Annotated in this window: 10 protein-coding genes (1 of these 10 running past the window's edge); 1 reads left to right on the top strand and 9 read right to left on the bottom strand. The window is 52.4% G+C overall.

From position 1 onward, the window contains the following. The 6 genes from RJD28_00750 to RJD28_00725 all read right to left on the bottom strand — a co-directional run. Window positions 1-4662 carry the 5' portion of a hypothetical protein gene (locus RJD28_00750; protein ID WNV58132.1) on the bottom strand. It extends 1032 nt beyond the left edge of the window, so 4662 of the gene's 5694 nt are visible here — the first part of the coding sequence; it begins with the start codon at window positions 4660-4662; its stop codon lies off the left edge, out of view. A gap of 1 nt (window position 4663) precedes the next feature. Beyond that, window positions 4664-4930: a hypothetical protein gene (locus tag RJD28_00745; GenBank protein WNV58131.1), complete on the bottom strand. Its 267-nt coding sequence runs from the start codon at window positions 4928-4930 to the stop codon at window positions 4664-4666. A gap of 285 nt (window positions 4931-5215) precedes the next feature. After that, window positions 5216-5809, bottom strand: a complete 594-nt coding sequence (locus RJD28_00740; protein ID WNV58130.1) for a flavodoxin family protein — start codon at window positions 5807-5809, stop codon at window positions 5216-5218. 82 nt (window positions 5810-5891) lie between these two features. Further along, window positions 5892-6593, bottom strand: coding sequence for a CvpA family protein (locus tag RJD28_00735; protein ID WNV58129.1), 702 nt, complete (start codon window positions 6591-6593; stop codon window positions 5892-5894). 120 nt (window positions 6594-6713) lie between these two features. Continuing rightward, on the bottom strand, window positions 6714-7922 hold the full coding sequence (locus RJD28_00730) for a DUF5711 family protein (GenBank protein ID WNV58128.1): 1209 nt from the start codon (window positions 7920-7922) through the stop codon (window positions 6714-6716). 264 nt (window positions 7923-8186) lie between these two features. Then, window positions 8187-9716, bottom strand: a complete 1530-nt coding sequence (locus tag RJD28_00725; protein ID WNV58127.1) for a LysM peptidoglycan-binding domain-containing protein — start codon at window positions 9714-9716, stop codon at window positions 8187-8189. 360 nt (window positions 9717-10076) lie between these two features. On the opposite strand from RJD28_00725, the gene yyaC reads away from it, so the two are divergent. Next, a complete protein-coding gene (gene yyaC / locus RJD28_00720) occupies window positions 10077-10697 on the top strand; it encodes a spore protease YyaC (protein WNV58126.1) in 621 nt (206 codons plus the stop codon). Here yyaC and RJD28_00715 read toward each other — a convergent pair. The 3 genes from RJD28_00715 to RJD28_00705 are packed head-to-tail and all read right to left on the bottom strand — an operon-like array spanning window position 10594 to window position 13774. Then, window positions 10594-12003, bottom strand: a complete 1410-nt coding sequence (locus RJD28_00715; GenBank protein ID WNV58125.1) for an alanine/glycine:cation symporter family protein — start codon at window positions 12001-12003, stop codon at window positions 10594-10596. The genes yyaC and RJD28_00715 overlap by 104 nt on opposite strands. Next, a complete protein-coding gene (locus tag RJD28_00710; protein WNV58124.1) occupies window positions 12000-12950 on the bottom strand; it encodes a transketolase family protein in 951 nt (316 codons plus the stop codon). Before RJD28_00710 ends, RJD28_00715 begins: the two co-directional genes overlap by 4 nt. Then, window positions 12938-13774, bottom strand: a complete 837-nt coding sequence (locus RJD28_00705; GenBank protein ID WNV58123.1) for a transketolase — start codon at window positions 13772-13774, stop codon at window positions 12938-12940. Before RJD28_00705 ends, RJD28_00710 begins: the two co-directional genes overlap by 13 nt. Window positions 13775-13795: the final 21 nt, after the last annotated feature.

Below are 13795 nucleotides of genomic sequence, written 5' to 3'. Positions count from 1 at the left end.
CACGTATTGATCCATGGTCAGCTCCAGTTTTCCCGTATAGGAAAACTTTCCATTCTCGTCGGCATCCGCAATCTTCTCCTCCAGCGTGCCTCCCCAAAGGTTGATCCGGTAAATAGCGCTGTTGGGTTCTGCAATACCGGTGATCGTATATTCTCCGGATTTTGCATCCGCATAGACGATCGAATCATCCAGGCTGATCATGGGTGCTGTCTCGTCCTTTTCAATGAGCAGATACTTCGTCGTGATATCCGTATAGCTTCCTTTATCCACTTTGGCGTCCATGCGAACCATGATAGAGCCGGTGATGTCCACATTGTCGATCTCAAATTTTCCTTCTCCCACAGCCGGATATTCCGTGTCTGTATCCGTCCTTGTCAGCGTATACGCTGCATTTTCTCCGGTCTTGTTCGACAGGGTCAGATACCACTTGTCATCTGCACCCGCTCCGGAAACGCAGGAGAACACCCCATTTTCCTCTGTCACTGTCTGAGAAACAAGCTCAGAAGATGATTCCCCCTGCTTCTGGATTTCAAATTTCACATCCAGATCCAGCGGCGTGTATTTTGGCAGCAGAGAAGCATTGGAAAGCTTCTCTTCGCTGTATACGTTGGAATTGTCAATCCTGTCGCCCGTCTCATCTTTCAGATAATTGTAAGCCTGCACGCCAATCTTATAGTTTTTGCCTGCTTCCAGGACAGATGTCGTTCCCTTGGATGTCGTATTTTTCTCTTCATCGGCAATGACGTCTTCCCCGGCTACGGTCAGCGCCATATCCAGCACAAAGGTTTTCGTATCCGCGTCGTAACGGATGCCGTTAATCTTGGACGCTTTGATATCCTCCGCATCATACATATAACCTTTACCGGTGTCCACAAAGTTTCCGCCATCTTCCTGATAAATGGTTACTTTATAGCCGTCTGCATTGTCCACCTGGCTCCAGGCTGCCTGCATGATCTCATTACCTGCCGGTTGAATGTCCGCCGAAGCGGGCGCTGCGGGCTGCACCGTATTCCGATACTGCACCTGTCCCAGTTCTGCCGTATCAACGGGAAGGAGAACCTCTTCTTTTCCTTTGGTTCCATCCTCATTCTCAATTTCTACCTCTACTTTACTCAGCAGTTTTGCTGTCACAAAATAGCTGCCCGTCGGAAGCATGGTACCCTCGCTGGGAATCTCAGCGGAAATGTCGGAAGGATCTGTGATATCCTGATGATCGATCACGTATGTGGTATCACCGCTTTCCTCTCCGAAGTAAGTAGCCAGCACATATTTTGCACTCGCATCTGGATTTGCCACCTGCCCGCTCAGGGTCTGCCCATGCAGACTGACTGACAGACTGTCAAAGGGCAAAGACGCATTCATGCTGACCCTATAGTCTGAAAGACTGCTTGTCACGGAGCAGATATCATCCACGGACACATTCTGTCCAAGCCCGATCATCACACAGGGTTTTCCATCCCCATTTGTGGTAATGAGGGCATTCACTTCCGATTCATTTATGATCTCTTTCTCTTCATTGTACTGTGGCCATGTCAGAGCAATCCCGCTTCCATTCTTTTCAACAGAAAGACTCTGCGCAAAAGCATCCATGTCCGCATCTTCCGCAATAGGTGTCACCATCAGGAGAACCGTTGCGTCACTGGGCAAAGTCTGTCCCGCATGTGCGTCCAGCCTCACATCCTTGCTGTAAATTGCGTTCGGCTCGGCCATCACCGCCGGAAGAGTATCTTCTATTATATAACTATCAGAAGAGCTGTCTTCTGCTGCATCTGTACCTGTAGATCCTTCTGTAGCAGCACTCTCTGCATTTTCAGGCTGGATTTCCTGTGCATCAGCGGCCTGCATTTCCTCCTGCGCAGGTTCCGTCACAAGCTCTGTCTGAGGTTCAGCCTGTGCGCTGTTGCTCCCTGTTTTCTCAGATTCTGTCTGCGCGTTCTCTGTAACAGCAGTATTTTTTGCATCCATCTGCGCCAGTTCTTCCGCAACAGCCTTCTGCGTTTCAACCTGTGCGGACTGTGCGTTTTCCACATCTGCATCCTGCTGCCCTGCTTCCGCCGCAACAATTTTCTGCGTTTCCTCCTGTGTACGCGCCGCACCGGCATTTTCCACAGAACTGTTCTGCAGCTCTTCCTGGACAGTCTCTGCACCAGCGCTCTCATCAGCATTGTTCTGTGCTTCCGTTACCACGGTCTCCAGAGGCTCCAGATTGACCTCCACCGCCGCAAGGGCATCCTCTTCACCGACAGAAGCGCTGTAGCCCTCCGGCTTATGATCTTCCCATTTCCATTCCGGCAGATCAGACCAGAAACCTACCACTTTAAATCCCGCATCATTCTCCGGGAATATGTACCACACGCGGTAGGAACACACCTCCCAGTCTCCCTCTTTCTTTGCACCGCCGTAAGCCCTGAAATTCTTAAATGCAGCATTTACCGCGCCGTTGAAATCTGTGCCTCTCACCGGCACAACAGTGTCGGCACCCAGATAAAAATCAAAGCCGGTGGATCCCAGACTAAGCCCACCAATGAACTTCCAGTTTTTCGGCAAATGCAGACTTCCCCTCGCACCGCCGCTCAGGTCTGCCACAGCATAAACCTTTGTCGGATTCTTATAGTTATCCAGTCCGGCAAATGCGCTGGCATTGACATCTCCCTGCGCCTGGATGATTTTCGATTTATTCGGCACACTGATATGGATGCTGGCGCCGCCAGAAGCACTTAAGCCTGTATAGTTGGTACCCTTATGATTGCGTGTCTCTCCCTGAATCCCCTCATAGATGGTAAAATTGTCGATCAGATTCAGTTTTTTCAGGAATGCAATGCCCACATCCTCTGCCTCCAGCTTGTAATAACCCGGCCGGAAGGTATAGGTGGCCTTTGCCTCAATGACATTAAGTACCTCACCTCTTCCGGTGATCGAAAGGGTAAGCGGTGGAATGGCGAAGAAATCTCCGTTCAGCGTTTTCGCCAGACCGTCAAAGCCGCCGCCCGCACCGGTGATGTTTGCCACCACGACCGGAGGCACCAGCGGAATCTTGGCCACGCTGGATCCTGCGAAGAAATACAGCTTGTTGGGCATGAGGGAACCTGTCAGGTCGGACCGCATCAGCTCCAGCTCTGCATTGGTTTCAAACAGATCAAACACATTCAATTCCATGGTAAAGTGATAATAGGAGTTGAACGTATCAATGGTGCCTTCCAGGCTTGCCATTTCCAGGCCCAGCATGTCCGCCGTATCAATCTTTCCCGTTGCCCGGATACCGTTCACCTTGAATTTGTCGTTTTTCATGCCGTAGCCCAGCTCCTGCATGGTAAACTCCGCGCCTCTGAAAATGGCAAACTGGGCATTACCCGCAAAGCTGATATTTCCACTGGGCTTGATCATGGCGCTTTCCACCCGGATGGTGGTGCCCGGGACATCCGTTGTCATGACTGCCGCGTTGGTGTCCGCATCAATGGCCACTGCCAGGCCATCAGCCCCCGGTGCAATGGAAAGGCCATCCTGTCCGGATGATTTTTCCTGATAAAATTTAAAGGTAGGTGCGTTCAGGCTGACACCGTTTATCTCAAAGCTGCCGTCTTTGCCGACAGAGAAGCTGCCGCTTCCCATGGGCCACGTAGCAGTGATGGTGGCAGACAGCGCCGCCGCACCGGAACTGAATACATAGCGGCCATTTTTTTCCGCATAATTTCCCCGTAAAACAGCAACCGGTTCCCCGTAGGTTTCCTTATTTTTCTCAAGAGCAGCCGCATTTTCTGCCGGAACCGCCTGATAGGTTTTCCCAGTCTGATAAATTCCCAGCTGTTTCGCTGTTGTACTGACCTCCACCTTATCGCTGGGGGTAAATTCCTCTTTATCGGTATACAGATCCCGGAATCCCCAGAGCATATTTCCATAGTAAAAACTGCGCTCTTTACCCAGCATATTAAACGGGCACTCCAGCGTCACATTACCACTGACCGTCGCCGAGAACTGCTCCGGCAGCGAATCACGGCAGTCTGCATCCGGATCGCCAGCATGGCCGTCCACATACCCGGTATACAGAGGGGACATGGCCGTAAAGGGATTTGCCCAGGAATAACCCTTGGTAAACAACTCGGAAATCGCTTCCCCATGGCTCTTGTACTGACCGGTAATCGCACTGTAGGCCCAGCCCACCGACCCGGTATTCACGTGCAGCATGTCCACCGCCACAGCCTCTTCTGTGTGGGTATACCCGTCTTTAGAGCTTCCCGATGCACTGCTCATATAAATGGACGCACCTTTCGATGCATTGGCATGTCCCATCTTATTAAAATGGTGCAGCTCTGTAAAAAATTTCAGATCCACCGTATCCTTCCAGGAGCTGACCGGAGATCCCTGATAGGTGGCATCAATACTCGTTTTGATGCCATAGGTTCTGCCGCTGTCTGCATCATCCTCATAAATCCGCCCTGCACCGGTGGTGCCTGCCGTCGTGCCTTCATCCAGCTTCACGATCCGGTACGTGGTCGTCACCACATAGGAATTTTTCTCCAGACCGGAAATCTGCTCATACGGTTTGAGCACATATTTCACCGTGATGGCATCGTTTGATACGGATACATCTCTGGTGGAATAGCGTACACTTTTGGAACCCGCCGTAAAATACGGCTTCTGATAAATTTTCTTCTGCGTGACCATGTCACATGCTTCCCTTGGCCGAAGCTTTGGTTCTTGCCGGAACCGTCACCAGATAAGTTTCTTTGTCAACCCTGTTTGTCACAACATACAGCCGGATATGGTCATTCTGGATCCATCTGACCTTATAAGTTCCAACGGATGCCCCATTACTATCGGCCGAAACTGCCTCTGTCGTTGTGTTCAATGCGCCGACCATGGCGTACGTATCCATGGGAACACAGGTTGCGAGAAGACACACTGCAAGCAGTATGCTGAAAAATCTTTTCAAAATAGTCCCCCCTGCCTTTCTTTTTCTCTTTTTCGTGAAAATATCGCAGTTCGCGATAACCCTCTATTATATGAAATACCAGAAAGAGGAAATCCTTTCACCAAAATTCAAAAAAATCTTGATATTATGTGATAATTCTTCTCATTAGCAGCACGAGGGCTTCGCAAATTATTTTACAAAATGCCTGGCAATCATAAAAAAGCCACAAAAAAATGGGAGATATCCGGCCCATCAGGTTCTCAGATATCTCCCATTTTTACCGTACCTTTATTCACGAAATGAACATCACGCCGAAGGAATATCAAAAGCTTGCACACACGCCCGGGCAAATGCCCGGGCCCGCGCTTCCTTCTCAGGATCCATAAACACAGAGGCGTAGCCCAGATGCCGCTCCGCCAGCATTCCCACATAAGTCAACTGAGAGTGTTTGCAGTAACGGCGCATGCCTTCCTCCCACAGATCGGCCCCTTTTTCCAGCCGGTATCCACACGTTGTGATCAGGGCCATCTTCTTTCCACGCCAGAGAGAGGGGCCCTTTTTCTCTCCGTAATATTTATTCATGCCGTACACCAGCCGATCCAGCACGCATTTGGTGGGTGGGGTGCAATACCAAGAATAGATGGGCGATGCCAGCACCAGCAGATCGCAATTCATCACCGCGTCAAAGATTTCCTGCATATCGTCCTTTCTCGCGCAGCCGAAAATCGTCCAGTCCTTCTGACAGGCCCGGCAGGCCAGACAGGGCTGCAGGTTTTTCTCGTAAAGATCAAAGCGCGTTACCTGGGCGCCGCAGCTTTCCAGCTGTTCTGTGAAGGGGGCCAGCAGTGCTGCCGTGTTACCCTGTGCTCTCGGGCTTCCCATCAAAATGCATACCTTCATCGCGTATCCCTCCAACAAAATCAGCCTCATCCACTTTCGTCACATCCATAAACGCCGGTCCAGCCGCATTCTCATATATGTTTTATACCCCCAGCACAATAGCGCTGATGATTTTCAGCAGATAGTTGTTTGAATACAGGAACCGCAGGAACAGGCTGTCGTTGACCATGCCCATCAGGTTCTCGCCGGTTTTTCCGGTGAAAAAGATGGTGATCGCCAGGAAAAATACCCAGATGAACACCAGGCTCTCCGCCAGCCCCAGCAGCAGCCCCGCCGTCTTGTTGATGCCGTGGAGCACTGGCAGCCTTGCGATGAGATCCAGGGAAAACAGGATCAGCTTCAGCGCCAGATAAATGATGATAAACGCCAGCACAAATGCGATGATGTTCGTCAGCGTTTTCGCCACATAGGTGCCGATATACTCATCAAAGCCCGTCACTTCCAGGATCGAGTAGATCTCCGCATTGTTGTTTTCCATGAGGGATTTCTTAAATTTTTCCGGCAAACGGCTGCTCTCAATGGCCTTCACCTGGTCAGTCTTTTTCTCCTGATCGTAGTCCCCGGCGTCCTCCCGGAAAATTTCCATACAGTTTTCCTTGATGGTGCTGTATACCGGCGTGTGCTGCTCCAGGAAACTGCCCAGATAAGGCGTCACCATCCGCACCAGCGCAATGGTGATGATCACAAAAACAAAGGAAACCGCAAGCCTGATGAAGCCCTTGCGGTATCCGTTGATCGTGCAGATCAGCATAAAAATCAAAATTCCTATCAGTAACCAGTTCATGTCTCCACTTCCTGTCTTCTCTTTCTGTCAGTTCAGTCTATGTTGTCGTCGTTTCTGCATTTGCACATTGCTTCAGGATGCATTTTCCTGCTCTATGCCCTTCGCTATCTGTATATATGCCTACTCAAGTTTGATTTTATCCATCTCTGTAGGGGTGATGATGATATACCGGGACTGCTTGTTGGTGGAGATCACGTCCTTGATGGTGGACTCGTATTCTCCCTCAAATTTATGGATGCCAGACAGGCTGTATACCGAAAATTCCGTGTCATTGAACAGAATGACCTTCTCCCGGTCCAGCTTGACCTGGGTGTAAGCCAGAGACACATCCTCCGAGAAAATCTTTTTCCCGCTCAGATTGTACACCTCTGCCAGGTATGGGGTGCCCTCTTTGTCGTTGCTGAGGATAAAGCCCAGATGCGTGGCATCAGAAAATACGCTCTGGATCTCCTGCGCAAACGTGATGGTGGCGGATTCCTCCGGAATCTGGGAACCTTTGTAAATACAGGCCATGGTATCCCCGTAAGCCACGGAGGTACTGTCGTCCAGGAATTCCACCTCCGGGAACACGCTGTCCTCGTAAGTCTTGGACTTCACCAGACGATCCTTGTACTCCTGTCCCACATTTCCAAAATTATAATAAGAAATCACCGTATCCAGACTGCCGCCGGACACGCTCAAAAAAGACAGCATGAACATCTTGCCGTCCGGCGACACGTCCATGGCCATGGGATAGCCCATGTTGTCCATACCGATCTTCATCTCGGAAATCACTTCGCCGCTCTTATTGTAATAATTCACCCGGCTGACGCTGCCATCCTTCAACAGCACAGCCACCGTATCCGCATCCGACACCGCGATCTTCTGAATGGGAAGCACCGTGTCGATCTCGCCGGTCAGGCCCTTTTCGTCAAAAAGGTATATCTTATTGCCGCCCTTGTCCGCCACGGCTGCCGCCTGGTCACTCACATCCAGCATCGGTGATCCCATCTCGTAAGGCTGGTTCCAGATCTGGGCATTGGTGTAATCCACGTAGGCCACGCCATCTTTATTGTAGCGCAGGATATTGCCGCCGAAGGAAACGCTGTTGGAATTCTCCATACCGCTGAGCTCATTCCACTCGATGATGCTGTAGTTGCTGTACGTCTTTCGCTGGTAATCCATGTAAAAATAGGCGATCAGGATTACCGCCGCCAGAAGCAGCACCACGATGGCCGCCCGGCCGCCCAGCCGATGCCGGCGGATCTTTTTATGTAAAGCACGCTCTTCCTCTGTGGGGACGTTTTTGGCGTCCCGTGTCCGGAAGGGCCTGATATTATCTTCTGCCATGTAAGAGGCTCCTTTTATCTTTCTATCGGAATTTCAAGCTCCGGTTCCCCGCGTTATCGCGCTCTGCTGCCTGCTATCGCAGGCTGTTCATTCGATAATGCTACGAGTCTCAAATCCTCTCCCTTGCATCTCACGAACCCGCGCTATCGCGCTTTTTATTGCCTGCTACGCAGGCTGTTCGTTCGATAATGGTGCAAGAAAAGTAAATGCCGTCTTCGACGTCGCTTCCTTTTCTTTTGCACACATTATATCATGTTTTCTAATCTAGGGAAGCAGTATTTTTTGCCCGGCCAGTATTTTGTCTCCGTCATTGATGCCATTGGCGGCACAGATCTTGCCTACCATCTGGTCAGTGCCGTAGACCCGTTTGCTGATGGCCAGCAGAGTATCCCCGGGCTGGACGGTGTACTGGACAGGCACGTTGGTGGAGGCAGGCGCCGTTTCATCCTGCGTCTGACCGCCGGTGGCATCGGCATCCTGATCAGACGTTTCGCTGTCGGACTGCGCCCTTGCAGACCCGTCGTCCTGTCCTGCTTCCCGGTTTTCGTTTTCCATACCGATTTCACCGGAATTTTGAGAGGATTCTGATTCTGCACCTGACGACGCAGCCCCGTCTGCCGCTTGTCCCTGGCTATTCTGGCCACTCCCATTTTCTACAGAAGAACCTGTGGAAACGGTATCCGTCAGCGGGGTTACCCCGGCAGGGGCTTCCTCCACCCGGGCCTGACTGCCTGTCCCGTCTGCCTGCCCTGCGCTTCCGCTCTGCCCGGTTCCATTCCCGGCTGCGCTTTCCTGATCCGCAGTGTTGGCGTTACCAGCCTGTACCCCTGTCGCCCCGGCAGTCCCTTCTGTTCCGCTCTGCCCATCTTTTTCGGTGCCGTCTCTGCCATTGGCGACCGCCGCGGACGTCTGCTGCGCATCGCCGCCGGCCTGCGGCGTGCCCGCCAGATCTGCTGCCGTCTCAAGCTGCTGCATTTTATCATAATTATTCACCATAGTGATTCCGGTGAGGATGACCAGCAGCAGCAAAAAGGAACCCGCCACATACAGAATGCCATGGGTGCCGCCGGCCTGCTTCCTTGGTTCCCGGTTTTTCTGCATGCGTTTTCGGAAGTTCACCACCGGTTCTTCTTTCTTTCGGATGGCCTGCTCTTCCTCCGCCGCCCGGGCGGCGTTCTGATAATTTTTCACAAGGAATTCCTGCATGGCCTCGTTTTTCTCATAATAAACAAAGTACCCGGGCAGCTCGTCCAGACTGCCGCCCCGATAAAGATAGCAGGTACAGTCCTCCTCGTAGGCCTCCCGTTTGATGAGCAGCATGTCCTCCGACGGAAAGTTTTTCTTCTGTGCTTTCAGCAGCCGTTCCTCCGTCAGATCGTCGTCGTACAGCAGCCATCCCACGATCTCCCCGCCGGAAAAATATTCCTTCACCTGCTCATAGACGTTCTCCCACACCCGGTCGGAAAACACGTAATCCTTTCCCACCTGCTCATACTCCACCAGAAACGCGCCGTCCGCAAACAGATACAGCGTGTCCTGCACGTACTCTTTTCTTCCCGTCAGGATGAGCACACAGCCCAGATTCTTGTTTTCCTCTATTTTCTGCCGAATGTATGTCACCACGTAATCTTCTATGTAAATCCGTCTGTCCCGCTGGATCTCCCCCACCTGCCGGACATTCTTCGGCAATGCGATGCCTTCCTGTTCCTCCTGCGCGTCTCCCTGATAAACAACCTCGATCATCGTCTCCACCTCTGCTTTGTTTTTTCTAAACGTAGCATAAGTTTCCCGCATATTTTGCCGGTTTGTGTCCCTGTTTTGAAGATTATTTCGACGGAATTTTTGCTTTACCTTTGTATATCACATGCCCTGTGCACATCGTGCATCCGTCTTGCGTCTGTCTTTGCCACCTAAATATCTCTTACATAATTCCATTGCATTTTCTCAAAACTTTTAGAGATATATGGAACAAACTCATCCTGCATTGGACATACTATAAAGAAAGTTCCGTTATTGAAAAGTAAATGACACAAATACTCAGCAACATCAATTTCTCGCATGGACATAGATTTTGACTCATACCAGAGAAATAAAACGCACTTTGCAAGCGATAATATGTGTAAAACAATGTTTTGAAATATTCGGAGGAATTTTATGAATACAAACCCGATTTTTTATATCCCGGGCCGCCGCTCGTACACCGCGGCGCTGACCCGTTTTCTGGCAGAGCTTCTGCCTGCCGTCGATCACACCCGGCCTCTGATCATCCTGTGCATTGGCACCACCCAGGTGCAGGGGGATCGGCTAGGGCCGCTGGTGGGCACACTGCTGGAAGAAAAACTGAAAAAAACAGACCGCCTGCTCCCTGTACACATTTTCGGTACAGAGGAACAGGCGGTCCATGCCCTGAATCTTCCTGTTATTTTACGCGCGATCTCCCGGGATTTCCCCGGTGCCCCCATTCTGGCCGTGGATGCCGCCATCGCTGTCGGACACCGCCCCGGCTGCATTACGGTTGGTTTGGGGCCGCTTCTCCCAGGTGCCGGTCTGTCCAAACAGCTGCCCGCTGCGGGAGATCTGCATATCACCGGAACGGTCAGCCGCTCCGGCGCTCTCGGTTACTTTTTTCTGAAACACACGCCGCGCAGGAAGGTATGCCTGCTGGCGGATATTATTTCTGACGGGATCTGGAACGCGCTTCTTTGCGCTCCTGCTCGTACCTGCGCAGTGCTTCCAGCGCCTCTCCCGCCATGGGATACAGAGCGATCAGGTTGAATATCGTCATCAGGCCGACACCCACGTCGCCCAGATCCCACACCACCGTGTAGGCTGCCAGGCCGCCGATGAACAGCATGACCAGCGCCACCACCTTATACAGTGTCTGGAAGCACCACTTCTCTCCGCAAAGATAGGACACGTTGGATCTGGCATAGAACAAAATGCCGAGAAACGTGGAGAAGCTGAACAGCCCCAGTGTCAGTGCCGTAAAAATCACACCAAACTCTCCCAGATGATAACTCATGGCTGTCTGCAGCAGATCCATGCCCGCAAGCCCTGCGATCTGTTCCTGGGGCACCAGCAGAATGAGAAATGCCGTACAGCTGCAGATCACAATGGTGTCGATGAACACGCCCAGCGCCTGTACCAGACCGATCTTCACCGGATCGTCACTCTCCGCCGCTGCTGCCGCACAGGGTGCGGAACCGGAGCCCGCCTCATTGGAGAACAGTCCCCGCTTCACGCCGTTCATCACCACAGCGCCAAAACCGCCGGACACCACCTGCCGGATGCCGAAGGCCTCCTCAAAAATCCGGGCAAACACGCCGGGCACCATGCCGATATTTTTCACGATCATGACCACCGTCAGTATAAAATAACAGCCCGCCATGATCGGCACCATAATATCCAGCACCTTCACGGTTGTATTTTTTCGCAGAACGATCACTGCCGCCAGCGCCACCAGCACGATGGTGGTGTACAGCACCGGAATGTGGAACGCATTTTGGAAAGCCGATGTCACGGAATTGGCAACCACCTGGCTGATGCCGCACCAGCAGATCAGGCCGGACAGGGCAAACAGCACCGCCAGAAGGGAGTACCGTTTCTTCCTGCCGCTCTTTTTTTCACTGGCATGATGGATATAATAGGCCGGGCCGCCATGAAAACCGCCGTACAGGCTGTCCTCCTCCCGATGCAGCTGGGCCAGCGTTGCCTCCACGAATGCGGTGGATGCCCCCAGCACTGCCATCAGCCACATCCAGAATACTGCACCTGCACCGCCTGCGGATATGGCCGCTACCACGCCCACCAGATTGCCCATGCCTACTCTTGTGGCTGTAGACACGATCAGTGTCTGCCAGGATGACAGACCACCTTTTTCTTTTTCCTTCTCTCCCAGCGCCCGGATCATATCCGGGAACAGACGAACCGGCAGAAAGCGGGTTCTGATGGAAAAATAAATTCCCGCAGGAACGAGAAAAATGACCAGAAGTGACAGGCCGATCTGGCCCCCGCCGGGAAGCGGTATGGAGAAGAGATCTCCCCACAGCCACGCATATACCCGCTCAATTACTGCTGTCATCGTTTTTTCCCAGCAAATGCTTTTACTTTCTCATAGATACTCTTTGCATCCAGTCCATATTTTTTGATCAGCTCTACTGCCGGGCCGGATTCTCCGAAGGTGTCATTGATACCGATCTTGTACACCGGTGTCGGATAGTTTGCACACAGGGCATCACACACAGCACTTCCCAGACCGCCGATGACGGAATGTTCCTCGATGGTCACCACTTTGCCGGTCTCTTTTGCCGCAGCAACCACCAGATCTTCATCCAGCGGTTTGATGGTGTGGATGTTGATGACCCTGGCGTCGATGTCGTCTGCCTCCAGCAGCTTGGCAGCCTCCAGCGTCTCGGATACACACAAGCCGGTGGCGATCAGCGTAATATCCTTGCCTTCCCGCAGCACCACGCCCTTGCCCAGCTCAAATTTGTAATCCGGGTTGTCGTTGATCACCGGCACAGCCAGACGGCCAAACCGCAGATATACCGGGCCGTCATGATCGATGGCAGCCTTCACAGCGGCCTTTGCCTCCACATCATCGGAAGGGTTGATGACAACCATGCCCGGGATGGTGCGCATGAGGGCGATATCCTCGTTGCACTGATGGGTAGCGCCATCCTCGCCCACGGAAATGCCCGCATGGGTAGCGCCGATCTTCACATTCAGGTGGGGATAACCCACGGAGTTGCGGATCTGCTCAAAGGCACGGCCTGCCGCAAACATGGCAAAGGAGCTGACAAACGGGATCTTGCCTGTGGTGGCAAGGCCTGCTGCAATGCCCACCATGTTGCACTCAGCGATGCCGCAGTCGATATGTCTCTCCGGAAATGCTTTCTTGAAAATACCGGTCTTGGTGGCAGCGGCCAGGTCCGCGTCCAGAACGACCAGATTCGGATACTCTGCGCCGTACTGTGCCAGCGCGTTGCCGTAGCTCTCTCTTGTTGCGATTTTCTTTACTTCTGACATAACGCTTCACCAGCCTTTCTCAGTTCTTCCATTGCGATCTCATACTGCTCGTCGTTGGGCGCGGTTCCGTGCCAGGATACCTGATTTTCCATGAAGGAAACGCCCTTGCCCTTGACGGTCTTGGCAATGATGGCCGTGGGCATGCCCTTGGTCTGTCTTGCCTCTGCAAAAGCAGCTGCGATCTGTTTGAAATCATTTCCATCGATGTTGATCACATGGAAATTGAATGCCTCGAACTTCTTGTCAATGGGATACGGGGAGCAGACGTCAGCAATGTTGCCGTCGATCTGCAGGCCGTTGTTGTCCACGATCAGCACCAGGTTGTCCAGTTTTCTGGCGCCTGCGAACATGGCAGCCTCCCATACCTGGCCCTCCTGGATCTCACCGTCGCCCAGCAGGGTATAAGTGCGGTAATCCTCGCCGGACATTTTGGCAGACAGCGCCATACCCACTGCGGCAGACACGCCCTGGCCCAGAGAACCGCTGGACATATCCACGCCCGGAATGTGCTTTCTGTCCGGATGGCCCTGGAGATAAGAGCCTACTTTCCGAAGGGTTTTCAGATCCTCCACCGGGAAAAAGCCTCTGTGTGCCAGCGCAGAATAGTAGCCCGGCGCCGTGTGCCCCTTGGACAGGACAAAACGGTCTCTGCCCTCTTTTTTCGGAGCCTTCGGGTCAATATTCATTTCCTCAAAATACAGATAGGTGAAAATATCCGCTGCGGACAGGGAGCCGCCCGGATGCCCTGATTTTGCACTGTGAACCGCCTCAATGATTCCTTTTCGAACCTCTACGGCAGTTTTCTGAAGTTCCAGTTCATTCATTTTCTCTACCACCTTTTTCAT

Source organism: Oscillospiraceae bacterium NTUH-002-81 (assembly GCA_032620915.1).
Lineage (GTDB): Bacteria > Bacillota > Clostridia > Lachnospirales > Lachnospiraceae > JAGTTR01.
Note: the sequence above shows the minus strand (reverse complement) of the source record. Positions and strands in the feature narration are given on the sequence as shown.

What these genes read in the sequence shown, in the direction of transcription:
- yyaC (WNV58126.1), top strand. Translation starts at nt 10,077, where the DNA reads ATGAATACAAACCCGATTTTTTATATCCCGGGCCGCCGCTCGTACACC.
- RJD28_00705 (WNV58123.1), bottom strand. Translation starts at nt 13,774, where the DNA reads ATGAATGAACTGGAACTTCAGAAAACTGCCGTAGAGGTTCGAAAAGGA.
- RJD28_00715 (WNV58125.1), bottom strand. Translation starts at nt 12,003, where the DNA reads ATGACAGCAGTAATTGAGCGGGTATATGCGTGGCTGTGGGGAGATCTC.
- RJD28_00710 (WNV58124.1), bottom strand. Translation starts at nt 12,950, where the DNA reads ATGTCAGAAGTAAAGAAAATCGCAACAAGAGAGAGCTACGGCAACGCG.
- RJD28_00740 (WNV58130.1), bottom strand. Translation starts at nt 5,809, where the DNA reads ATGAAGGTATGCATTTTGATGGGAAGCCCGAGAGCACAGGGTAACACG.
- RJD28_00735 (WNV58129.1), bottom strand. Translation starts at nt 6,593, where the DNA reads ATGAACTGGTTACTGATAGGAATTTTGATTTTTATGCTGATCTGCACG.
- RJD28_00725 (WNV58127.1), bottom strand. Translation starts at nt 9,716, where the DNA reads ATGCGGGAAACTTATGCTACGTTTAGAAAAAACAAAGCAGAGGTGGAG.
- RJD28_00730 (WNV58128.1), bottom strand. Translation starts at nt 7,922, where the DNA reads ATGGCAGAAGATAATATCAGGCCCTTCCGGACACGGGACGCCAAAAAC.